This is a genomic window from Paenibacillus sp. sgz302191, assembly GCF_057749925.1.
Window position 1 is genome coordinate 133,404 of the sequence record NZ_JBYLHY010000008.1, and the last position, 22,072, is coordinate 155,475.

The 22,072-nt window shown below is 47.9% G+C and carries 21 protein-coding genes and 1 riboswitch; all 21 genes read left to right on the top strand.

What is annotated here, in order from left to right:
- Window positions 1-2: 2 nt before the first annotated feature.
- The 21 genes from AC3G2T_RS14015 to AC3G2T_RS14115 all read left to right on the top strand — a co-directional run bounded on the left by AC3G2T_RS14015 (window position 3) and on the right by AC3G2T_RS14115 (window position 21,208).
- Window positions 3-1,184: a glycosyltransferase gene (locus AC3G2T_RS14015; protein WP_488435844.1), complete on the top strand. Its 1,182-nt coding sequence runs from the start codon at window positions 3-5 to the stop codon at window positions 1,182-1,184.
- A gap of 21 nt (window positions 1,185-1,205) precedes the next feature.
- A complete protein-coding gene (locus tag AC3G2T_RS14020; RefSeq protein WP_488435845.1) occupies window positions 1,206-2,372 on the top strand; it encodes a glycoside hydrolase family 88 protein in 1,167 nt (388 codons plus the stop codon).
- Window positions 2,373-2,393: 21 nt separating this feature from the next.
- Window positions 2,394-2,954 carry an acyltransferase gene (locus AC3G2T_RS14025; RefSeq protein WP_488435846.1) on the top strand — a complete coding sequence of 187 codons (561 nt, stop codon included), beginning with the start codon at window positions 2,394-2,396 and terminating at the stop codon, window positions 2,952-2,954.
- A gap of 24 nt (window positions 2,955-2,978) precedes the next feature.
- Window positions 2,979-4,544, top strand: coding sequence for a lipopolysaccharide biosynthesis protein (locus tag AC3G2T_RS14030; protein WP_488435847.1), 1,566 nt, complete (start codon window positions 2,979-2,981; stop codon window positions 4,542-4,544).
- A 34-nt stretch (window positions 4,545-4,578) separates the two neighbouring features.
- Window positions 4,579-5,559 (top strand): glucosamine inositolphosphorylceramide transferase family protein, encoded by a 981-nt coding sequence (locus AC3G2T_RS14035; protein ID WP_474682662.1) that lies wholly within the window; start codon window positions 4,579-4,581, stop codon window positions 5,557-5,559.
- A 264-nt stretch (window positions 5,560-5,823) separates the two neighbouring features.
- Window positions 5,824-7,650 (top strand): SDR family NAD(P)-dependent oxidoreductase, encoded by a 1,827-nt coding sequence (locus tag AC3G2T_RS14040; protein WP_488435848.1) that lies wholly within the window; start codon window positions 5,824-5,826, stop codon window positions 7,648-7,650.
- Window positions 7,651-7,673: 23 nt separating this feature from the next.
- Window positions 7,674-8,558 (top strand): UTP--glucose-1-phosphate uridylyltransferase GalU, encoded by an 885-nt coding sequence (galU, locus tag AC3G2T_RS14045; protein WP_474682810.1) that lies wholly within the window; start codon window positions 7,674-7,676, stop codon window positions 8,556-8,558.
- A 28-nt stretch (window positions 8,559-8,586) separates the two neighbouring features.
- Window positions 8,587-9,753, top strand: coding sequence for a glycosyltransferase family 4 protein (locus tag AC3G2T_RS14050; RefSeq protein WP_488435849.1), 1,167 nt, complete (start codon window positions 8,587-8,589; stop codon window positions 9,751-9,753).
- Entirely contained in the window at window positions 9,716-10,783 is a 1,068-nt protein-coding gene (locus tag AC3G2T_RS14055; protein WP_488435850.1) for a glycosyltransferase family 2 protein, read from the top strand. The genes AC3G2T_RS14050 and AC3G2T_RS14055 overlap by 38 nt, the downstream gene beginning before the upstream one ends.
- A gap of 10 nt (window positions 10,784-10,793) precedes the next feature.
- Entirely contained in the window at window positions 10,794-11,897 is a 1,104-nt protein-coding gene (locus tag AC3G2T_RS14060; RefSeq protein ID WP_488435851.1) for a glycosyltransferase family 1 protein, read from the top strand.
- Window positions 11,898-11,918: 21 nt separating this feature from the next.
- Window positions 11,919-12,809, top strand: coding sequence for a glycosyltransferase family 2 protein (locus AC3G2T_RS14065; RefSeq protein WP_488435852.1), 891 nt, complete (start codon window positions 11,919-11,921; stop codon window positions 12,807-12,809).
- Window positions 12,810-12,852: 43 nt separating this feature from the next.
- On the top strand, window positions 12,853-13,920 hold the full coding sequence (locus AC3G2T_RS14070; protein WP_488435853.1) for an EpsG family protein: 1,068 nt from the start codon (window positions 12,853-12,855) through the stop codon (window positions 13,918-13,920).
- A 36-nt stretch (window positions 13,921-13,956) separates the two neighbouring features.
- Window positions 13,957-14,553, top strand: a complete 597-nt coding sequence (locus AC3G2T_RS14075) for a sugar transferase (RefSeq protein WP_488435854.1) — start codon at window positions 13,957-13,959, stop codon at window positions 14,551-14,553.
- A 17-nt stretch (window positions 14,554-14,570) separates the two neighbouring features.
- Entirely contained in the window at window positions 14,571-15,218 is a 648-nt protein-coding gene (locus AC3G2T_RS14080; RefSeq protein ID WP_488435948.1) for an acetyltransferase, read from the top strand.
- Entirely contained in the window at window positions 15,211-16,059 is an 849-nt protein-coding gene (locus AC3G2T_RS14085) for a metallophosphoesterase (RefSeq protein WP_488435855.1), read from the top strand. The genes AC3G2T_RS14080 and AC3G2T_RS14085 overlap by 8 nt, the downstream gene beginning before the upstream one ends.
- A gap of 74 nt (window positions 16,060-16,133) precedes the next feature.
- Window positions 16,134-17,258, top strand: coding sequence for a DegT/DnrJ/EryC1/StrS family aminotransferase (locus AC3G2T_RS14090; protein ID WP_488435949.1), 1,125 nt, complete (start codon window positions 16,134-16,136; stop codon window positions 17,256-17,258).
- Between the two features lie 39 nt (window positions 17,259-17,297).
- Entirely contained in the window at window positions 17,298-17,633 is a 336-nt protein-coding gene (locus AC3G2T_RS14095; protein ID WP_474682653.1) for a helix-turn-helix domain-containing protein, read from the top strand.
- A 256-nt stretch (window positions 17,634-17,889) separates the two neighbouring features.
- On the top strand, window positions 17,890-18,225 hold the full coding sequence (locus AC3G2T_RS14100) for a helix-turn-helix domain-containing protein (RefSeq protein ID WP_488435950.1): 336 nt from the start codon (window positions 17,890-17,892) through the stop codon (window positions 18,223-18,225).
- Between the two features lie 183 nt (window positions 18,226-18,408).
- Window positions 18,409-18,492, top strand: a riboswitch (cyclic di-GMP riboswitch).
- Between the two features lie 53 nt (window positions 18,493-18,545).
- Window positions 18,546-18,761 carry an anti-repressor SinI family protein gene (locus AC3G2T_RS14105; protein WP_474682651.1) on the top strand — a complete coding sequence of 72 codons (216 nt, stop codon included), beginning with the start codon at window positions 18,546-18,548 and terminating at the stop codon, window positions 18,759-18,761.
- Between the two features lie 157 nt (window positions 18,762-18,918).
- Window positions 18,919-19,932: a UDP-glucose 4-epimerase GalE gene (gene galE / locus AC3G2T_RS14110; RefSeq protein WP_488435856.1), complete on the top strand. Its 1,014-nt coding sequence runs from the start codon at window positions 18,919-18,921 to the stop codon at window positions 19,930-19,932.
- 211 nt (window positions 19,933-20,143) lie between these two features.
- A complete protein-coding gene (locus AC3G2T_RS14115; RefSeq protein ID WP_488435857.1) occupies window positions 20,144-21,208 on the top strand; it encodes a hypothetical protein in 1,065 nt (354 codons plus the stop codon).
- The last annotated feature ends 864 nt before the right edge of the window (window positions 21,209-22,072 follow it).

Here is a 22,072-nt window from a genome sequence, read left to right on the forward strand (position 1 = left end):
TTGTGAAAAAAAGACTGCTGTTTATTATTAACAACCTGGATTGCGGCGGAGCGGAGAAGGCGTTAATTTCCTTATTGGAAACAATCGACTATGCGAGCTATGAGGTGGATCTGTTCCTGTTTAAACACCAGGGCCTATTTTTCAACAGCATACCTAAACAGGTTCATATATTGGAAGAGCCCGAGGAATATCAATATTTTGACATGCCGTTGAAGAAAGCGGCAGCCGATTGTTTGAAGAAAGGCCGGTTCTCTATTGCGTTCTCCAGATTTTGTGTAAGTTATATTTTCAGAAATGAACCCAACCGGGCCAAAGTTGATCAACGGGCTTGGGCCTACATTGCCAGATCGATGCAAGCCGTTAACAAGAGATACGATGCAGCGATTGCCTATTTGGAAAAGAATCCGATTTATTATTGCGTGGACAAGGTTATTGCAAGTAAAAAAATAGGGTTTATCCATAACGATTATGACAAATTAGGAATGGACCCGGACATGGATAGCGCGTATTTTTCCCAATTGGATCATATCGTTACAGTATCCGAGCAATGTGCCGCAGTACTAAAGCATAGATTCCCTGAGTTTCAGGACAAAATTGAAGTGATGCACAACATCGTATCTCCTAAAATGATTCATAACATGGCATCCGAACGGGCTGAAATGGCTGCAGACGGCGTGAAGCTGGTTTCGGTTGGCAGGCTTGTTTACCAGAAAGGATTCGAACTGGCCATCGACGCGTGCAAAGACTTGGTTCAATCCGGGTACAAGGTTACCTGGTATATTATCGGGGAAGGCGAAGATCGGGCCAAGCTTGAGGCGATGATTGCCGACCGGCAGCTGCAGCACAACGTCATTCTGTTGGGCATTCGCGAAAATCCGTATCCATACATAAGGGAAGCGGATATTTACGTGCAGCCCTCCCGGTTCGAGGGGAAATCCATTGCCTTGGATGAAGCAAAAATCTTGCACAAACCGATTGTCGTTACGAATTACAGTACGGTAAAAGATCAGATTGTACATGAGGTCAACGGATTGATTGTAGAAATGAACGCCGCAGCAGTGTCTCACGGTATCAAAAGACTGTTGGATGATGAGGCTCTGAGAAGCGGGCTGATCCGCAATCTGTCCATGGAGAAGCTGGGGACGGAAGCGGAGATCGGCAAATTGTACGCATTTGTGGAGTAGTGTAGAGAGGACATAACGACGATGATTCATATAGCAGGCTGGGCTGCGCTTGGCATCCTTATACTCATTTTATTGGTGGATTTGATTCCTATCGGCACGGATTGGCTAAGCCGAATCCATATTGGGCGGTATGACGACAAGCGGCGGTGGAATCAAGCGATTACGGCAACCGGCATGAAGTGGCTGACAAATACGCCGAAGATGAAGGTGACCGACAATACAAGATTAGTCGCTATCGATATGATCAAAGGCAATTATTCCAGCAGTGCCATTCAGCACTGGCAGGAAGCGTCATTGCTTCTTGGCTTAGCCGAATATGTACGGCATCATGACGATGCGCAAGCTAAGAGGAGCATTCAATCGTATCTGCAGCAAAAATTCGACCGGGACGGCCAATGGGTTAACAAGCCTGTACATGTGGATGGAGCTATTCTCGCTTACGCGGTCATGAAGCTCGAATTTATCGACATCGATGTCTACAAGCCGGCTTTGGACGCCACTTGGGAGTTGATCAGGGAGCATATCGGCAAAGATGGGACTGCTGCTTATCGAAAAGCTATGCAGAGCTACCGGTATGTGGACACGATCGGGTTTATATGCCCTTTTCTCATCGCTTATGGGCTCAGGTACAACAAGGAAGAGTGTGTAGACTTGGCCATTAAGCAAATCCAGGCGTATGAGCAATACGGAATGCTGGACGGGCACTTTATACCTTGTCATGCTTACCAGATCGACAACAAGGCGCCTCTTGGACTGTATGGATGGGGGAGAGGACTGGGCTGGTTCGCCATCGGTTTAATCGATGCTTGGAACGAGCTTTCCGAAGACCATGCCTATAAGTCCGTATTGGAGGGAAGTGTACAGAGATTCGCCAAAGCCGTTATTTCGTTCCAACAACCCGGCGGGAATTGGAATTGGACGGTTACCAGAGCGGAATCCCGGCCGGATTCTTCGGCTACGGCTACGCTTGGCTGGTTTTTGCTGAACGCGGCAAAGATCGAAGCGATTTCGGAGGACTGTTCGGAGAGCTCCGACCGGGCGATCGGATACCTGATGAAGGTAACGAGACGAAACGGAGCCGTGGATTTCTCCCAAGGCGATACGAAGGATATCGGCGTGTATTCCATGTTGTTTAATATTTTGCCGTTCACCCAGGGCTTCTGTATTCGTATGATGAACAAATTATGAAATATAAGGTAGTGTACATTCATGCTAATGAAAATGATGAATTTTCTAAGGGCCAGAATAAGAAAAGTTATTTTAGAAGAAAAGTGGATGGAAGATTATATTAAAATGGGGATGAAAATAGGGGATAACTGCGCTATTCAGCCAGGTGTTGTTTTTGATTATTCCCATTGTTGGTTAATTCAGATCGGCAATAACGTCACCATTGCTCCGGAGGCTTATTTATTGGCACATGATGCCAGCACTAAAAAGTTAATTAACTATACAAAGCTTGGAAGTATAACTATTGAAGATAATGTATTTATAGGTGCAAGAGCATTAATCATGCCTGGAGTTACAATTGGCCGGAATTCTATCGTTGCGGCTGGGAGCATCGTTACAAAATCGGTACCGGAAGACAGTATTGTTGCCGGTAACCCCGCCAAAGTCATTTCTACGATTTACAGCTATCTGGAAAAAAGTAACGAACTAATGAGACAGGCAAAAGTGTATGACAAAAGCTTCACTTTGAACGGAAAGGTTTCCCTTGCCGATAAGGAAAGCATGTACAGAGAGCTTCGTAATACAATAGGTTATGTTGAATAAAAGCAGCCAACAGTGGGAGTTAACATGAGAATACAACATTCCATACTCAATATAAGTGCCGGGTTAGGTAGTCAGCTGCTGATTACGATACTTAGTTTTTTTTCGAGGACAGTGTTTATCCATACCCTTGGTTTAGATTATTTGGGTGTGAACGGGTTGTTTACGAGCATCTTGGCTATGCTTTCTTTGGCTGAGGCCGGATTTGGATCGAGCATTATATACAGCTTGTATAAACCTGTTGCGGATAACGACAAAGAAAAAATTAAGGCTCTCATGCATTTGTACAAACAAGCATACCGGATCATAGCGCTAGTCATCCTGCTGCTGGGTCTGGGATTGATGCCGTTCCTTCATCTATTCGTCAAAGATGCGAATGTATCCAACCTGCATTGGATCTACCTGATTTTTCTGATCAACACGGTTGCGCCTTATTTTTTTCAATATAAAAGCTCGTTCTTAAACGTAAATCAAAAGGGTTACATCATCACCGGAATCTATTCGATCTCCTCGATCCTTTCGATGCTTCTGAAAATCGTTCTTTTGCAATTCACGCAAAATTACATCTTATATCTGGTTATCGATAGTGTGATTACGATTGCCAACGGGTTCATTATGTTCATGCTCGTTGATCGGAGATACCCGTTCCTGAAAGAGAAAACAAGAGAGGGACTGGACCCTGAGATCAAGAGGAGCATCACTAAAAATATTAAAGCAATCCTGCTGCAAAATATCGGCGCTTATTTAATTTTCGGCACGGATAATATTATTATTTCGTCTTTTGTCAGCGTAGCGGCCGTAGGCTTGTATTCCAACTACAATATGCTCATCGAAATATGCAGAACGTTCATTAATCAGATATTCAACAATATCTACCACAGCGTGGGCAATTTGGTAGCCAAGGAAAGCCAGGATAAAGTTTATCAAGTGTATAAAGTATACTGGTTGGTGAATTTCTGGCTGTATTCGTTTTTCGCGATATTCCTCTATGTGATTTCGGAGCCTTTTATTTCGCTGTGGATAGGTCCTTCATTTATTATGGACCACGCGGTGCTGATTGTTCTTATGGTTACATTTTATGAGAGAGGCATGAGAAATTCCATTACAACGGTGAAAACGACCGCCGGTATTTTTCATGAGGATCGTTATGCGCCTTTATGCCAAGCTGCTGTAAATCTCGGATTCTCCATTTGGCTGGTGCAGTACTGGGGGATTATCGGTGTATTTCTGGGGACGCTGATCAGCACTCTGGTCATTCCCGTATGGACAACTCCGTATCTTGTCTATAAGAAGGTATTTAACAAACCGTTACGAACGTATTTTGCAACCTATTTCTTCTATGTGGTTATTGGATTAGGAACCTGCGTGGCGACGAGTCTGATTTGCCGGATGATTGCTCCGGATAACTTGTGGAAGCTAATACTGACCGGTGCGGTCGCATTTGTTGTGCCGAACCTCATTTATGTAGCTATTTTTCGTAAAACGGGAGAGTTTGTGTATATATGGACGATCGCCAGGCGGATGGCCGGCATGGTGTTTGAGAAGGCCGCGCAGTTGGGTAAAAAGAGGAAAGTAGAGAAGATGTCTTCCTGATTCATCCATATCATACATTAAAGGAGGGTTGCTCATGGTTCAATGTTTGATCGCAATTGTAGCTGTCGGAATGACGATGCTGCTCGTGAAAAGATACAACCGGGTTATGGATTCGCACATATGGTCGATCCGTGTATTTAGCTCCGATAACTTTATCCAGGACGCTCCAATGGACGAAAAATTAAGCCGGCCGACTTTGCAAGCTTCGGATATTACCGATGCAGCTGCGGAATTAGTCGCGGATCCGTTCTTATACAAACACGGCTCTACCATTTACTTGTTCTTTGAAGTGTACAATAAGGCCACTGAAAAAGGAGAAATAGGCTTAGCCACAAGCACGGACGGAGAGAACTGGACTTACGAGAAAATCATATTAGCGGAAAAGTTTCACTTATCCTATCCGCAAGTGTTTGCGTTTCAAGGCGAAATTTATATGCTGCCGGAATCGATTGCCGCGACCAAGGTGCTGTTATACAGAGCAACAAACTTTCCGTATGAGTGGGAGATCGCTCATGAGCTGCTGCATAGTAAATATGCGGACCCTTCCATATTCCGATATCGAGAGATGTGGTGGATGCTGGCCGGCATAGATGGGCACTTACATTTATTTCATTCGCAAAATCTCGAAGGAGATTGGAAAGAGCATAAGAAAAGCCCCCTGATTAAAAGCGACATAGGTATTACTCGTCCGGGCGGAAGAGTCATTGTGGATAACAATGCGATCTACAGGTATACGCAGCAAGGCGAGCCTTACTATGGGCATTCGGTTAATCTGTTTAAAATCACAACTCTTACGGAAGACGATTTTGCGGAAGAGCGGATCGATACGGTTTTAAGCGGCACGAATAAGGAGAATGACTGGAGAAAAGACGGCATGCATCATATCGACCAATTAAAAATCAATGACAATAAGTGGCTAATAGCCGTTGACGGCCACAGGTTTGAAAAGAAACATTATTTCAGCTGGAAAATGGATCGCCTCGCAAGCAAGATTCATCATCTGCTTAAAGCGTGATAACTAAGTGTCCGAACTCACGGTTAATTTATGAATTGACATGTTCTTTATAAAGAACTACAATTGAACTGTAACTGATGTGAAAGTTCGCCGCGGCACTTCTGTACTCCGCTCATCGTACGGTATTTTTCAAAAAATGCTCTGCTATGATCCGTTTTAAAGAAATCGTATACCTGTTTTCCATATTTTTTTTGCCTTCGCTGTTCTTTATAAAGAATGGTAACGATTAAATAGTTTTAAAATGATCCGAAAGGGTGAAATCGTTTGACATATCGCCAGAGGTATTCATTATTAATCTCCTTGGATTCGTTGATCGTGTTAACCGCTGTCTTCTTCAGCAGTTTTCTGGTGAACGCCACGGTCCATGTGATCACGGTACCCATCATCATTAGTGCGCTCGTACTGCTGCTAAGCCATCATTTTTTCTCATTTGTGTACAAGTTGTACAAAAAAGCGTGGGAATACGCGAGTGTCGGAGAACTGCTCATTATTTTGAAGGCAGTGACCTTTTCGATTCTGGTTACGGGATTCGTACAACTCATAATGCTGGATACGACTTTCCTTCGCTTGCTGGGCGTGACCTGGATGCTGCATATGCTTTTGATCGGGGGCTCGCGCTTCGGTTGGAGAATGTTCCGCGATACTTATATCAGGCAGGATGACAGTAAAAAACGGACGCTGATCGTCGGGGCCGGGGCCGCAGGGACTATGGTAGCGAGACAATTAATTCAGAACAACGATTCGGAATTGAAGCCGATCGCATTTATTGACGATAATCCGAAAAAACAGAACCTGGATATACTAGGAATTTCGGTGGTGGGCGGAACGGGCCAAATTGAGCGGATCGTTCAGGAATTGAAAATCGACAACATCATTATAGCCATCCCGTCATTAAACAAAAAACAGCTCAACGCCATTTTCCAGGAATGCGCGAAAACAAAAGCCAAAACCAAAATTCTTCCGATGCTGGAAGACCTGGTTACAGGGAAGGTATCGGTTAGCAAGTTCAGGGATGTACAGGTCGAAGATCTGTTGGGCCGGGAGCCCGTTGAATTGGACATGGGCAGTATCTCGGAATACATAAAAGACAAAGTTGTGCTGGTAACAGGGGCGGGCGGTTCCATCGGTTCCGAAATTTGCCGTCAAATTGCCCAATTCCACCCGGAGAAGCTGGTTTTATTGGGGCATGGCGAGAACAGCATCTATTCGGCGGAAATAGAATTAAAGGAAATGTTTGCACATACGAACATCAAGTTTTATACGGAAATCATGGATATCCAAGACGCCAAAAAAATGCTTGAAGTGATGCAGTTCCACCGGCCGGATGTTGTGTATCACGCCGCGGCGCATAAGCATGTGCCGTTGATGCAGCGCAATCCGGAGGAAGCGGTCAAGAACAATGTCATCGGGACTATGAATGTCGCCAGGGCGGCAAGCCAGAGCGGCGTAGGGAAATTCGTTATGATCTCTACCGATAAGGCGGTTAACCCGACCAGCGTGATGGGAGCTACGAAGAGATTGGCGGAAATGATCGTCCAGCACATGGATACGATTAGCAGCACGACGTTCGTCGCTGTTCGCTTCGGTAACGTATTGGGCAGCCGTGGCAGTGTGATCCCGAGATTCAAAACACAAATTCAAAATGGCGGGCCGGTAACGGTCACTCATCCTGACATGGTTCGTTACTTTATGACGATCCCGGAAGCATCCAGGCTGGTTATTCAAGCGGGAGCTTTGGCCAGGGGCGGGGAGATTTTCGTCCTTGATATGGGCGAACCGGTCAAAATCGTCGATTTGGCCAAAAACCTGATCAAGCTGTCCGGGAACTCTATTGAGGATATCGGAATCGAGTTCAATGGAATGAGGCCGGGCGAGAAGCTGTACGAGGAACTGTTAGCGGAAGACGAGGTTCATAAGCAACAAGTATTCCCCAAAATTTATATAGGCAAGACGGCGGATCTCTTCATATCGGAGATTGAGGAAATCATCGAGATCTACCCGACTCTTGACATCCAAACGCTGAAAAATCTGCTGCTCGACGTAGCCAATGGCAGAGTAGAACGCAACAAGCTTGTATCTGCCGTAATTTGAATGAAGAAGAGGGGTTCACAGTCATAATGAAGGTAAGAAAAGCGATCATTCCTGCAGCCGGGTTAGGCACAAGGTTTCTGCCTGCGACCAAGGCAATGCCCAAAGAAATGCTGCCTATCGTAGATAAGCCGACGATTCAATACATTATCGAAGAAGCAGTGGAGTCGGGGATCGAAGATATTATCATCGTAACGGGCAAAGGCAAGAGAGCTATTGAGGATCACTTCGATAACTCTTTTGAATTGGAGCAAAATTTATTGGAAAAGAAGAAATACGAATTGCTCAGCGAGGTTCAAAAATCCTCCAATATGGTAGATGTTCATTATATCCGCCAGAAGGAGCCGAAAGGTCTCGGGCATGCGATTTGGTGCGCGCGTAAATTCATAGGCAATGAGCCGTTTGCCGTATTGCTCGGAGACGACATCGTCTCTGCGGAAAAGCCCTGCCTTTTGCAGATGATCGAACAATATGACCGCTATCACGGTTCCATCATCGGGGTCAAGCACGTGAGGGACGAAGAAGTCTCCAGATATGGAATTGTAGACGGGAAAGCGATGGACGAGCGGATATACAACGTCAGCAACTTGGTTGAGAAACCGCAGGCGGGATCAGCGCCATCCAATCTGGCGATTATGGGACGCTATATTTTAAGTCCGCGGATTTTTGAGGTTTTGGGAAATCAGGGGCCTGGAGCCGGCGGTGAAATCCAGCTTACCGATGCCATTGCGCAGTTGAACCGGCATGAAGCGGTTTTCGCCTATGAGTTCGAAGGGATTCGGTATGATGTGGGCGAGAAATTAGGCTTTATTCAAACGACCATCGAATTCGCCTTGCAGCGGGAAGATTTGCGAAGCCATTTGCTGGATTACCTTACTCAAGTTATGGACAAAGAAGCAGCGCGCAACTAATTTTATGGACTGTGAACGGATGGGGACAATGGCTGGAAAAGTATTGTTTGTTGCGACTGTGGATTATCATTTCAAGGCGTTCCATTTGCCGCATATGAAATGGTTTCAGGAGCAAGGCTGGGAGGTGCACGTTGCCGCACACGGGAACATGGAGCTTCCGTATGTGGATCGGAAGTACGATCTTCCCATTCACCGCTCTCCGTTCCGGAGGCAGAACTTGAAGGCTTACCGCGAGCTTAAGGCTATCATCGATAATCAAAAATACGACATCGTACATTGCCACACTCCTGTAGGAGGCGTGCTTGCCCGCCTGGCTGCAAGTGCCGCCAGAAGGAATATCGGCACGAATGTGTTGTACACGGCGCACGGCTTTCATTTTTGCAAAGGAGCGCCTCTCCTCAACTGGCTGATCTATTACCCGATCGAAAAGATGCTCGCAAAAGTGACCGATTGCTTGATTACGATCAATGGAGAAGATTATAAATTGGCGGTGGACCATCGCTTTAAGGCCAAGCGAATAGAGCATGTTCATGGCGTAGGCGTGAACACGGAGCGGTTTAAACCGGCGGCAGAGAAGAAGCGGGAAATGAGGCTGGAACTGGGCTATCGCCCGGATGACTTCCTGATGTTTTATGCAGCAGAGTTTAATAAAAATAAGAACCAGCAGCTCCTCATACAAGCGTTAGGAGCTATCAAGGACGAAGCGCCTAACATGAACCTGCTGCTCGCCGGAGTAGGGCCGCTGCAGGAAGCATGCCGGGAGCTTGCCGCAAAGCTGGGGATATCGGACAGAGTCGTATTTCTTGGCTATCGGGAAGATATCGATCGGATTTTGCCGGTGTGCGATATAGCTGTCGCCTCCAGCATTCGCGAGGGCTTGCCTGTGAATATTATGGAAGCCATGGCGTGCGGGTTGCCCGTTGTCGCCAGTCGCAACAGAGGCCATGCCGAACTTGTTCAAGAATCGGTGAACGGTCACGTGGTGCCGCATGAAGACTTCGGACTGATGGCTAAACGGCTGTTGGAGCTCTGGAGATCGAAGGACCGGCGGAATCAAATGCAGGCTGAAAGTTTGCTCCGGGTGCAGCAATACTCGCTTTCGCAAGTCGGATCGGAGTTAAGCGAAATATATGCCCGGTACATGTTGGGGGATTCAGATGTTTCCAAAAGTCAGTATCATCGTGCCTATATATAATGTGGAGAATTATTTGAGCCGGTGTCTCGATAGCCTGCTTGCCCAGACCTTGTCGGATATAGAAATCATAGCTGTAAACGACGGTTCGACGGACGGAAGCGGGGCTATCCTTAGCGAATACGCAAGCAAGGACAGCAGGGTTGTGGTCATTGAGAAGCCGAACGGAGGGGTCTCCGCTGCGCGAAATGACGGCATTCTGGCATCTGCGGGAGATTACATCGGATTTGTAGACCCGGATGACTGGGCGGATACCGATATGTACGAGCGGATGTATACGACCGCAATCGACGAAAAAGCGGATATTGTCATGTGCGGCTACATGCGGGAGTTCGGTACGCATGCCAAAGTGAAGGAGTTCCAGCTTCCCGAGAAGGTATGTTACCGCAATGAAGACGTTCAAGCTAAAGTAATGAGACGTCTGGTCGGTCCGCTGTCCGAAGAAGTGGCAAGTCCGGAGCTGCTGGACGCCTGGGGCACCGTCTGGTCAAAGCTGTACCGGAGCGAGCTTATCAAGGATCGGCAGCTGCGGTTCGTTGACCTGAGCCTGATCGGCACCAACGAGGATTCTCTTTTTAATATACACGCCTTCTATTACGCTCAGTCATTTGTATTTCTGAACAAACCTTACTACCACTACTGGCGCGATAATGCCGGTTCATTGACAACGGGGTATAAACCGGATTTGCACCATAAATGGTTTGCCCTCTACGGGATGATCGAAAGTTTGCTGATCGAGAAGAAACTGAATGCGGATTTTCATGCTGCGCTGAACAACCGGATTTGTTTAAACACCCTGGGGCTCGGTCTGAATACGATCAGCAAAGGCAATAAGGCCTCAGTATGGCGGAAGATGCGCATGCTTCGCCTCATCGTCAACGACGAGCGGGTCAAGCGTTCCTTTCGGCAATTGGAGATGAAGCATTTTTCAGCTGTCTGGAGAGTGTTTTATGGTTGTGCGAAATATGGTATTACACCTGCATACTACTTCATGCTTGTAGCCATAGAACAGCTTAGAAAGATGGTTAGATAGGAGCGAATATATGGAACCGATACGTGTATTGCAGGTAGTGACCCATATGAACCGCGGCGGATTGGAAACGATGCTGATGAATTACTATCGGCAAATGGACCGAAGCAGCATACAATTTGATTTTATGGTGCACCGGTCTTCGGAAGGGCATTACGATCAAGAAATTGAGAGCCTTGGGGGCAAAATCTTTCGGATGCCGCAAATCAGGCCAGGCAATTACCGGCTTTATTTTAGCAAGCTGGATCATTTCTTTGCGGAGCATCCCGAATATCGGGTCGTGCACTCGCACATTAACGAGAACAGCAGCTTCGTGCTTCGGGCGGCCAATAAGGCCGGAATTCCTTGCCGAATCGCCCATAGCCATTTAAGCGATCTTGGCATCGATTTGAAGCTCCCTTTCCGTTTGTATGCCAGATATGCGATGAAAGATCACCCCAACCAATATTTCGCATGCTCGCGCAAAGCCGGTGAGTGGTTGTTCGGAGAGAAGTCGGCCCCCAAAGTTACAGTTCTCAATAATGCGGTGAACGTGGCGGACTTTAAGTATGATGAAGAGGCCCGCAAGGAGATAAGAGCCGAATTGGGTATTGGAGAACAATTGGTCTTGGGCCACATTGGAAGATTCAATAAACAAAAGAATCACAGTTTTCTCATTGACGTGTTCAAAGCCGTTCATAAGAAGCGCCCGGATGCGCTGCTGTTATTGGTAGGCGACGGTGATTTGCGGGCTTCGATCGAAACCAAAGTGGAGCAGTCGGGTTTATCGGGCAGCGTTCGATTTTTGGGCGTGCGAAGCGATATTCCAAAATTGATGCAAGGCATGGATTTGTTTCTGTTTCCATCCTTGTTCGAAGGACTGCCCGTCGTCCTGGTGGAAGCGCAGGCTGCCGGATTGCACTGCGTGGTGTCGGATGCCATCACCAAAGAAACCGATGTGACCGGCCGCGTCCGCTTTGTAAGCCTGCAAGAATCGACGGATACCTGGGCGCAGCGGATTCTCGACTCCTCCTATGAGCATGCGGATACCTCGGGGCAATTAAGCGCGAACGGTTATGACACCCAAACGATGTCAAAATGGCTGGCAGACTATTATTTGCAATATAAGAGCATGTAACGTTCCGGAGGTTTAATTATCGTGGTTCCCACTTTAACCGTGTTCACACCTACGTATAACCGAGCCTATACGCTCCATCTTTGTTACGCCAGTTTAGCGAGACAGACGAGCAAAGATTTTATATGGCTCATCATCGATGACGGCTCTCAGGATAACACCAAGGAGCTCGTCCATTCCTGGATTTCCGAGGGCATCGTTAACATCCGCTATCATTATCAAAATAATTTAGGGATGCATGGCGCACATAATGCCGCTTACGAACTAATCGAAACAGAGCTTAATGTTTGTATTGATTCAGATGATTATATGTCAGATAATGCAGTGGAGAGCATTATTTCCTTTTGGAAAGAACACGGAAGCGAGCAATACGCCGGAATTGTCGGATTGGATGCGACGCCGGACGGAGCGATCATCGGAACCCCGATGCCCGAACGGCTGAAGGCTTCGACGCTTACCGATTTGTATGCGAAGCACAAGGTTCGAGGAGACAAGAAGCTGGTGTACCGGACCGAGCTCACCCGGAAATGCCCGCCGTATCCGATTTTTCCGGGCGAGAAATACTGTCCGCTGAGCTACAAATATGTTCTCATCGATCAAGAGTGCCCGTTGCTGGTCATGAATGAAATTCTATGTCATGTAGAATATTTGGCCGACGGCTCCAGTTTGAATATGCTCAAACAATATGTGAGAAATCCCCGGGGCTTTTCATTTTTCAGAAAAGTCGCCATGCAATACGCCACTTCCTATAAGGAGAGATTCAGAGAGGCGGTACATTATGTATCCAGCAATCTGATGATCCGCAACCGCAAATATTTGTTGGAATCGCCTTGCAAGTGGACGACGTTATTGGCGACGCCGCTGGGCGTAATGCTCTATGTATATATTCAAAACAAGAATAGGACGCTTGCATAAAAATGCGGCAACGTTTTGCTTGCATCATGAGAGGGATCGCGGAATGACGATATTTTGGATTACTTTATGCTGTGTGTATATGATTTCATTATTGGCCAGATTCGTCGCTAAACCGATCCCGATTGGTCCGGTCTATATTCGGCCGAACAGGATGCTTGTTTTCATCGTTATCGCCATTATAGTTCTCGTTTCCGGTCTCAGAAACAACATCGGCGATACGGTTTTCTATATGTACTCTTACCGCACCAATCACTTCAATTTGTACAGCGCCTTGTTTAGCGCGGATTTCGGGTTTAATTTATTTCAGATGCTGCTGCAGCAAATATCGCTTGATCCGCAGCTCCTGATCTTCGTAGTAGCCTTATTAACAAATGTATGTATTCTGATTGTTCTATATAAATATGCGAGATTGTTTGAACTGAGTGTCTTTCTATACATTACAAGCGGAATGTTCCTGGTTTCCATGAACGGCATCAGGCAGTTTCTTGCAGCTGCCCTGCTCTTTGCGGCAACCAAATATATATTGGACGGAAATTGGAAGAAGTATATGGCCGTCGTTCTTTTGGCGGCGACTATTCATCAATCCGCGCTTATTCTCGTGCCCATTTATTTTATTGTCAGGCGAAAAGCGTGGACGTACCAAACTTACATATTCCTGGCGATAGCGGTCATATTCGTGCTTGGCTTCGGCCAATTTTCACAAGCTCTGTTCACGGTGATCCAGGATACGAAATACAGCGAATACCAGAATCTCGAAACGCACGGCGCCAATTTTTTGCGGGTCGTTGTGACGGCTGCGCCGCTGGTCCTTGCTTTTATCGGAAGAGATAAGCTGAGGAGCATTTTTCCGCAAAGCGATATCATCGTCAATATGTGCTTGCTGAATGTTGTCGTTATGCTTATCGCGACGCAGCAGTGGATTTTTGCGAGATTCAGCATCTATTTCGGTTTGTACAGTCTTATTCTGATCCCTTGGGTCGTGAAGGTGTTTGTCACGAGACATCAGAAATTTATTTATTATCTGATCATGGTTTTTTATTTCCTTTACTACTATTACGAGAGTGTCATCAGCCTGAATATTTATTATGGCAGCAAATACTTGTACTTGTAATATGATGTGCCGCTCAGAAGCAAAGGAGTTGATAAGATGAAAAGGCTGTTCGATTTATTGGTTTCCTTCACGATGCTTTTGCTGCTGTCTCCATTGATCGCCGTATTGTTTGTCCTGGTCAGAAACAAATTAGGTACGCCGGTTCTATTTAAGCAGGAGCGTCCCGGTTTACACGGCAAGCCGTTTTACTTATATAAATTTCGTTCTATGACGGATGCGCGAGACAGCGAAGGGAACTTGCTGCCCGATGCAGTGAGGCTAACCCCTTTCGGCAAAATTTTGCGAAAATTTAGTCTGGATGAATTGCCGCAGCTGGTCAACGTGATCAAAGGCGATTTGAGCCTGGTCGGCCCAAGGCCGTTGTTGATGGACTATTTGCCGCTCTATACCGAGGAACAGGCCAAACGGCATTTGGTCAGGCCGGGGATCACGGGCTGGGCTCAGGTTAACGGCAGGAATGCGATTTCATGGGAAGACAAATTCAAGCTGGATGTATGGTACGTAGAGAATCGAAGCTTTGCCCTGGATTTGAAAATCATGATGTTAACTTTCTATAAAGTGTTTAAATCCGAAGGAGTCAGTCAAGATAATCATGTCACCATGGAGAAATTCAGGGGGACGAAGCTCTCTTAGCGAAGGGTGTGGTTGAGCTGGACATCGCAGTGGTCGGTGCGGGAGGGCACGGCAAAGTTATTCGCGATATGATACTTGCGAGAGAGGGCTATACCATAAGAGCCCTCCTTGATGATAAATATGATGATTTATCGCTGCAAGACGGCGTGTTCAAAGGTCCTGTCTCTGCAGCGCAGCAGGTGATGGGCAAACTGGAAGAACTGAAGTTCATTATCGCTATCGGAAATAATAGAATTAGACAAGCGGTTGTTTCGCGACTGAATGTAGCGGATGCATATTACCTGACCCTTGTCCATAAGACAGCGGTGATCAGCCCGAGCGCTCAAATCGGCCAAGGAACGGTAGTTATGGCGAATGCGGTTATTCAGGCCGATGCTGTAATCGGACGCCATGCCATCGTTAATACGGCTGCTGTCATCGAGCATGACAACCGCATCGGGGATTATGCTCATATTGCGCCCAGCGCAACATTGACCGGCGATGTGAAGGTAGCGGAAGGGGCTATGATAGGCGCGGGAGCAACCGTCATTCCGGGAATGACGGTCGGGGAATGGTCCGTGATTGGGGCAGGCGCTACTGTCATTCGTCCGGTACCGCCGCACAGCACCGCCGTGGGAACTCCCGCGAAGGTGATCAGCAAGCTGCCGGAGCCCGCACATGACTGAGCCAAAGAAGATATCCCGGCGAAGTTTTTTGAAAAAAGCGGGATTGATTTTGCTCGGATCAGGCGTAGTGGGAACCGCGGATGCCATCGGGGAGCGATTCTGGTATCAGATACGCAAGGTGGATCTCAAGATCGGCAAGCTGCCCGAAGCCTTCAAGGGTTGGAAAATCGTTCAATTCAGCGATACACATTTCGGCTTTCATTACGATGGCGAATCGTTCCGCCGGGTCGTGCGGATGATCAACGATTTACAGCCTGACATTCTGTTTTTTACAGGCGATTTATTGGACCGTCAGTGGCTGGAAACGCCGTCGCCGTCGGTGCTGCCCTTGCTCCAGGAACTGCGCGCGCCGCGCGGCGGAAAGTGGGCTGTCCTCGGGAACCACGATTATGCAGCGAGGGATCAAGCCGTTCAGATGCTGCAAAACTCGAATTTTCGCGTGTTGATCAATGCGCACGGCTATATCGAAGAAAATGGGCAGCGCTTATGTATCGCAGGTGTGGATGAATATATGTTCGGCCACTTCGATATCGAGAAGACGCTGCAAGGGAAGTCGGAACAAGATTGCGTTTTGCTGCTGGCACATGAGCCTGATCTTGCGGATATTTGTTCCGGTTTCGGTGTGAACGCCCAATTCTCGGGACACTCGCATGGCGGCCAAATTCGCAAGCCGTTCTCCAAGCCATTTTTCACCCCGGAACTTGGACAAAAATATGTAGACGGATTGTACGCCATTGGAGACAGGCGGATGCCTTTATACGTGAACCGCGGGATCGGCACCAGCTTTTTACCGATCCGCATGTTTTGCAGACCGGAAATTACTATATTTCATATATCTTAATTCAACATTCTGGAAGGAAAGGTGCGTTGCAAGTGACATCGGAGAAAAAAAGAATCTATTTATCGGCTCCGCATATGAGCGGCCAGGAACAAACATACATAGCCCAAGCCTTCGAAACGAACTGGATTGCTCCGCTAGGACCGCATGTCGATGCTTTTGAGAGCGAGCTTGCCGCCTATGTCGGAATGAACGGCGCAGCTGCCGTAAGCTCTGGAACAGCGGCCATTCATCTTGCTTTGCGGTTGCTGGGCGTGGAACAGGGCGACAAAGTGTTTTGCTCGAGCTTGACATTCGTAGCCAGCGCCAACCCGATTGTTTACCAGGGGGCCGTGCCCGTCTTTATCGATTCGGAGCCTGAGACCTGGAACATGTCGCCTGATGCGTTGGAACGCGCATTAGCGGATGCGGACCGTGAGGGAGAGCTGCCCAAGGCCATTATCGTGGTGAATTTATACGGACAAAGCGCGAAAATGGACGAGATCCTTGCATTATGCAATCGATACGATATTCCCGTGATCGAAGACGCAGCGGAGTCGCTAGGTTCGACGTACAAAGGACAAGCGAGCGGATCTTTCGGCAAGTACGGCATCTATTCTTTTAACGGGAACAAAATTATTACGACGTCCGGCGGAGGCATGCTTGTTTCCAATGATCTGGATGATTTGCAAAAAGCGCGTTTCTTGGCCACTCAAGCCAGGGATGCGGCCGCGCATTACCAGCATTCGGAGCTTGGCTTTAATTATCGCATGAGCAACGTATTGGCAGGGATTGGGCGCGCGCAATTGGGCGTACTGGATGAGCGGGTGAGTGCTCGAAGAGCCATTTTCGAAAAGTACCGGCAGGGCCTATCCGGCATCCCGGGCATACAATTTATGCCTGAATTGGAGAACACAAGGTCGAACCGATGGCTTACCGTGATCACCCTGGATGAGGAACAACATGGCGTAAGCGTCAAATCCATACTCGAAGCAATGACAGCAGAAAACATCGAAGCCCGTCCGGTTTGGAAACCGCTTCATCTGCAGCCTCTTTTTGGGGGAGCGGCATATTACCGGCATGCGGAGAACGAAAGTGTTTCCGAGAAATTGTTTAACACCGGCTTATGCTTGCCATCAGGGTCCGGGATGATGGAAGAGGAGCAGACGAGAGTTATCGATTGTATGAAAAGCACATTACGGCACAAAGCGGCTGTCAGATAGCATGGAATATATTACATCGTTAAAAAAAGGAAGATCTTGATGATAGGAACTCGAGTACAGCAGCTTCGCAAGGAAAAGGGATTGTCTCTGTCCGAGCTGGCAGAGCGGGCCGGCGTGGCCAAATCATATATAAGCAATTTGGAACGTGATGTTCAAAAGAACCCGTCGATACAATTTCTCGAGAAAATCGCCTCCGTTCTGAAGGTGCCTGTAGACAGGTTTCTTGATCAAGAAGCTCCGGAAACGAATGTCGCAGAACTGGATCAGGAATGGTATCAGCTTATTAAAGAAGCTATGTCATCCGGTATTAACAAGCACCAGTTTAAAGAATTCCTTGAGTTTAACAAATGGCGCTTGACGAACCCCGGCGAGTGAACGGCGGCGCTGAGAGTCCGGCGGGCGAAGTTTGTTTTGTGCAACCCGCCGGACACCGGGGGTAGGCCTTCGAAATGCATCTCCTTAAATGGCAAATAGAAGTTTAACCGCTTTTATTTCTCCATTTTTGTGCAGATGCATTTTTTCTTTTCTGAAAATTGTATGCGGTTGGAAAATATAGCGATAGTCTGGGCAGGGGTACTTTGCTATAATATGCGTAAACATGGTGAATAAAGCAAAAAGGAAGATGATAAGTGTGATTGGTAAAAGGATTCAAAGATTACGGCTAGAAAAAAAACTCAGCTTATCTGAGCTTGCTGCCAAGGCTGAAGTCGCCAAATCTTATTTAAGCAATATGGAAAGAGATATTCAGAAAAATCCGTCCATTCAATTTTTGGAAAAAATTGCGGTTGCGCTTGACGTGCCGCTCGACTTGATCCTGCACGGAGAACAGCCGAAAGTGCTAGAAGAACTGGACAGCCAGTGGCAGGATTTAGTCAAAGAGGCGATGGATTCGGGAGTAACGAAGGAGCAGTTTCGCGAATTTTTGGAATTCAGCAAATGGAAGAAAAACCAGGAAAACAACAAGTAAGCATCCTACTAATTACTTATCTATTGCGGATACATTAGTATCATTTTCCTAAAAAATAATGACCTAGCAGTTTTTTTTCAAATTTTTTGGTGGAATTTAGGAGAAGGTCGTTGTATAATAGGCTTAGGTTGATGAGAAATGTTTCAGTCTTAGGCCTTGAGATCTATTCCGCAATTGGATAATTAATTATGGGAATACTTTGATACATGCGCCGTATGTGGGCACCTGGAGCATGTGGAGTTAGTGGTGCAACCGACCCAATCTATTAAACCGTTAATAGATGGTTTTTTGCAAACAAACTTCACATTGGAGGTAATAGTATGTCCAAAGTATTTGTGCAATTGGGTATGGAACGCAATCCCTTGGATTCAGACTGGGTAGAAATGATTCGCGAGGCTCGCAGCTTGGGGTTAACAATTGGTGAAGTGCAAGCTTATTTAGGGTCATTCGCACAGTTGGACAGAGGGTTAACCAAATATACGAACATCAACGCCGGGGCTGCCAATAATGACCTGTCCGGCAAAGTCGTTGTGTAATCATGCATTTGTTACCGGAGCGCACTGATCCTTTTCCTTGAGAAGGGTGGGGCGTTTTTTTGGTATTTGCTAAAATGGCATAAATCCATTAAGTTGGAAAAAGGCTGCATGCAGATGCGCCGGCGCAATGAAATCGTAAATTGGAGGAACGGAAATCATGTCCATTCTAGTAACTGGCGGAGCAGGTTATATTGGCAGCCATACCTGTGTTGAACTGCTTGACAAGGGTTATGAGATCGTCGTTGTCGACAATCTGATGAATAGCAAGCCGGAGGCGCTTGAGCGGGTCCGTGAGCTGACGGGGAAGGATTTTGCGTTTTATCAATTGGATTTGCTCGACTATGCGGGGCTGGAACAGGTGTTTCGCGAGCATTCGATCGAAGCGGTGATCCATTTTGCGGGGTTAAAGGCAGTGGGGGAATCGGTCTCTTTTCCTTTATCTTACTACCACAACAATATTACCGGCACATTAATTCTGTGCAATGTCATGCAAAAATACGATGTCCGCAAATTGGTGTTCAGCTCCTCGGCAACTGTCTACGGGGTGCCTGAGCAGGTGCCGATTCACGAACATTTTCCGCTCGGCGCGACGAATCCATACGGTCAAACGAAGCTTATGATCGAGCGGATTTTGCAGGACTTGTACATCTCGGATCACAGCTGGAGCATATCGCTGCTGCGGTATTTTAATCCGGTCGGAGCGCACCCCAGCGGACGAATCGGGGAAGATCCGAACGGCGTGCCGAACAATCTGATGCCGTATGTGAGCCAAGTGGCTATCGGCAAACTGGAAAAGCTGCGGGTATACGGGAACGATTATCCGACCGTAGACGGAACCGGAGTCAGGGATTATATTCACGTCAGCGATCTGGCCAAAGGGCATTTAAAAGCATTGGAACAACTGCTGTCCAGGAGCGGGATCGAGGCGTATAATCTCGGTACCGGCCGGGGTTATAGCGTGCTTGAAATGGTCGAAGCCTTTCAAAAAGCTTCCGGAAAAGTAATATCGTACAGCATCGAGGAGCGCAGGCCGGGGGATGTGGCTACGTGCTATGCGGACACAACGAAAGCGCGCGAGCAATTAGGCTGGCTTGCCGAGAAAGGCGTTGAAGACATGTGCACGGACGCCTGGCGCTGGCAATTCAACAACCCTAACGGATATGAAAAATAAACAGGCTGGTGTTGTTCCCTGACAGCAGCCGGACTTTGCCAAACTGCAGACAACTGCAGTTTTTTTGCGTTTCATGCGACGGAAGCCGGACTCAGGAAACCCTCAGGCAACGCTCATGGTTTATTAAGTCGGCGCTCAGGGGGGATTCAGGAAAGGGGCCTATACTTGGTCTTGTAAACAACAAAAACATTCGAAAAGGTGGAATAACAATATGAAAACTATTAGCAAAAAAATTCTCGCAGGTACGATTGCAGCATCTTTTGTTCTTGGAACAGGTTTTGTCGGAGCGCTACATAATCAGGCGTATGCCGATACAGTGAGCGGCTCGACCGTTCAAAAATCGGACGGCTTCAAAGACCGCGGCGGCCGCCAAGGAGGTTTCTACGGAGGCAGCATCGTCAAGGAAGCGGCAGCTGTGCTGGGCGTAGACGAGAGCACGCTTCAGGCGTCGCTGAAAGAAGGCAAGACGCTGCTTGAAGTCGCGCAAGCGGCCGGCTTGACGGAGGACGATTTCCTGGCGAAGCTGGTTGCCGCCGAAACGACGGCGATCAACGAGAAGGTGACGGCCGGCAAGCTGACGCAAGAGCAGGCCGACAAGCTGATAACGGATCTTTCGACTCGTTTGAAGCAGCAAATTGAAAACAAAGGCTTCGGCAACAAAGGCGAAGGATTCCGCGGCGGTGAGCAGGGCGGACGCGGCGGCTTCCAAGGCGGCAAGCTCGACGAAACGGCGGCAACCGTGCTGGGCGTAGACGTGAGCACGATCCAGGCATCGCTGAAAGAAGGCAAGACGCTGCTGGAAATCGCGCAAGCGGCCGGCTTGACGGAGAATGATTTCCTGGCCAAGCTGACTGACGCTCAGAAAACGGCAATCGCTGCCCAAGTTACGGCAGGCACGATCACGCAAGCGGAAGCGGACAAAATCACCGCGGATCTTGCGACCCGCCTGAAACAGCATATCGAGAACGCAAGACCTGAAGGCGGACAAGAAAACGGAGGCGAGGGTCATCGTGGCGGCGGCTTCGGCGGCGGTTTCCTGGGGAACTCTGAGGCGCTGACGACGATTCTGGGCATCACGCAGGATGAGCTGAAAACCGAGCTGGATTCCGGCAAGACGATCGCTGAAATTGCAGCGGCCAAAGGAATTAGCGAAGACGACCTGATCAGCAAACTCAAAGACAGCTTGACCGATACGCTGAAAAAATTCGTTGAAGACAAGCACCAAAAACCGGAAGCGCCTGCCGCAGACGCAACGGACAGCACTTCCACGAACTAACATAGCGGAAAAAGGGGCTGCCCCTTTGCCTCGAAATTTCACCTGAAGAAAGGACCTCATTCTCCACTTGATAGTGGAATTTGAGGTCCTTTTGCTCGATTTTTGGGCCGTTCCCATACTATGCGCACGCTTTTGGGGCAGCCTCTTTTTTCGCCGCGCGCAGTTTCCAGTGCGCGGTGTTACGCTGCATGACGGCGGTGGGTCGGCTGCATGTTGAGTTCGGGGAATGGAGGCACGGCCTCCTACTTCCCTCTCGTGCCCCCCCTGCTTGCCTGCCTCTCGCTTGCAAAGCCTGCAGATTTGCAGGAACAGTTCCGAGGCAAATACATCAAGGAGCATAAAGGTGTATTTTTCAGGCTGCTCAGAAATCTGCACGCCAGAGCCAGTCGCAAACTCGCCTGGCTGCACCAAGAAAACCTGCAAAAATACATGAATTTGCGCCCTTGATCGCTAGCTGCGAAGAATTCCTGCAATTGTGCAGGCTTTTCACCGAAAACATGGGCTCAGATTCACTTTCAGCAAAAATTCCTGCACTTTTGCAGGTTTTTCGCCCCAATTAGCCGATTTCACGGAAAAAACCTGCACTTTCGCAGGTTTTCTCCCTACCCAAGCTGCCTCATCCCCCTTATTGAGCACCGTTGCGACCCGTACAGGAGAGGTGGGGGTTGGGGAAGAACAGCTGCGCCCAACAATCAGATTTTGCAGGTTTTCAATGCGCCAAAGGGATGCGCCTCTCCAATGTATGTTTTCTCAGCAGCCAGATTTTTGAAGTTTTTTTACGTGCGGCTGGCGAAGCATCGTTTTGGCAACGCATTCTTCCGGGGCCTCCTTCTAACGATGCAATCCGCTTGACAGAAGTATACC

Coding starts and splice junctions, on each gene's coding strand:
- galE (WP_488435856.1), top strand. CDS start 18,919: ATGTCCATTCTAGTAACTGGCGGAGCAGGTTATATTGGCAGCCATACC.
- AC3G2T_RS14090 (WP_488435949.1), top strand. CDS start 16,134: ATGAGCGGCCAGGAACAAACATACATAGCCCAAGCCTTCGAAACGAAC.
- AC3G2T_RS14050 (WP_488435849.1), top strand. CDS start 8,587: ATGGCTGGAAAAGTATTGTTTGTTGCGACTGTGGATTATCATTTCAAG.
- AC3G2T_RS14060 (WP_488435851.1), top strand. CDS start 10,794: ATGGAACCGATACGTGTATTGCAGGTAGTGACCCATATGAACCGCGGC.
- AC3G2T_RS14105 (WP_474682651.1), top strand. CDS start 18,546: ATGTCCAAAGTATTTGTGCAATTGGGTATGGAACGCAATCCCTTGGAT.
- AC3G2T_RS14115 (WP_488435857.1), top strand. CDS start 20,144: ATGAAAACTATTAGCAAAAAAATTCTCGCAGGTACGATTGCAGCATCT.
- AC3G2T_RS14025 (WP_488435846.1), top strand. CDS start 2,394: ATGCTAATGAAAATGATGAATTTTCTAAGGGCCAGAATAAGAAAAGTT.
- AC3G2T_RS14075 (WP_488435854.1), top strand. CDS start 13,957: ATGAAAAGGCTGTTCGATTTATTGGTTTCCTTCACGATGCTTTTGCTG.
- AC3G2T_RS14020 (WP_488435845.1), top strand. CDS start 1,206: ATGATTCATATAGCAGGCTGGGCTGCGCTTGGCATCCTTATACTCATT.
- AC3G2T_RS14055 (WP_488435850.1), top strand. CDS start 9,716: ATGTTTCCAAAAGTCAGTATCATCGTGCCTATATATAATGTGGAGAAT.
- AC3G2T_RS14030 (WP_488435847.1), top strand. CDS start 2,979: ATGAGAATACAACATTCCATACTCAATATAAGTGCCGGGTTAGGTAGT.
- AC3G2T_RS14085 (WP_488435855.1), top strand. CDS start 15,211: ATGACTGAGCCAAAGAAGATATCCCGGCGAAGTTTTTTGAAAAAAGCG.
- AC3G2T_RS14070 (WP_488435853.1), top strand. CDS start 12,853: ATGACGATATTTTGGATTACTTTATGCTGTGTGTATATGATTTCATTA.
- AC3G2T_RS14035 (WP_474682662.1), top strand. CDS start 4,579: ATGGTTCAATGTTTGATCGCAATTGTAGCTGTCGGAATGACGATGCTG.
- AC3G2T_RS14095 (WP_474682653.1), top strand. CDS start 17,298: ATGATAGGAACTCGAGTACAGCAGCTTCGCAAGGAAAAGGGATTGTCT.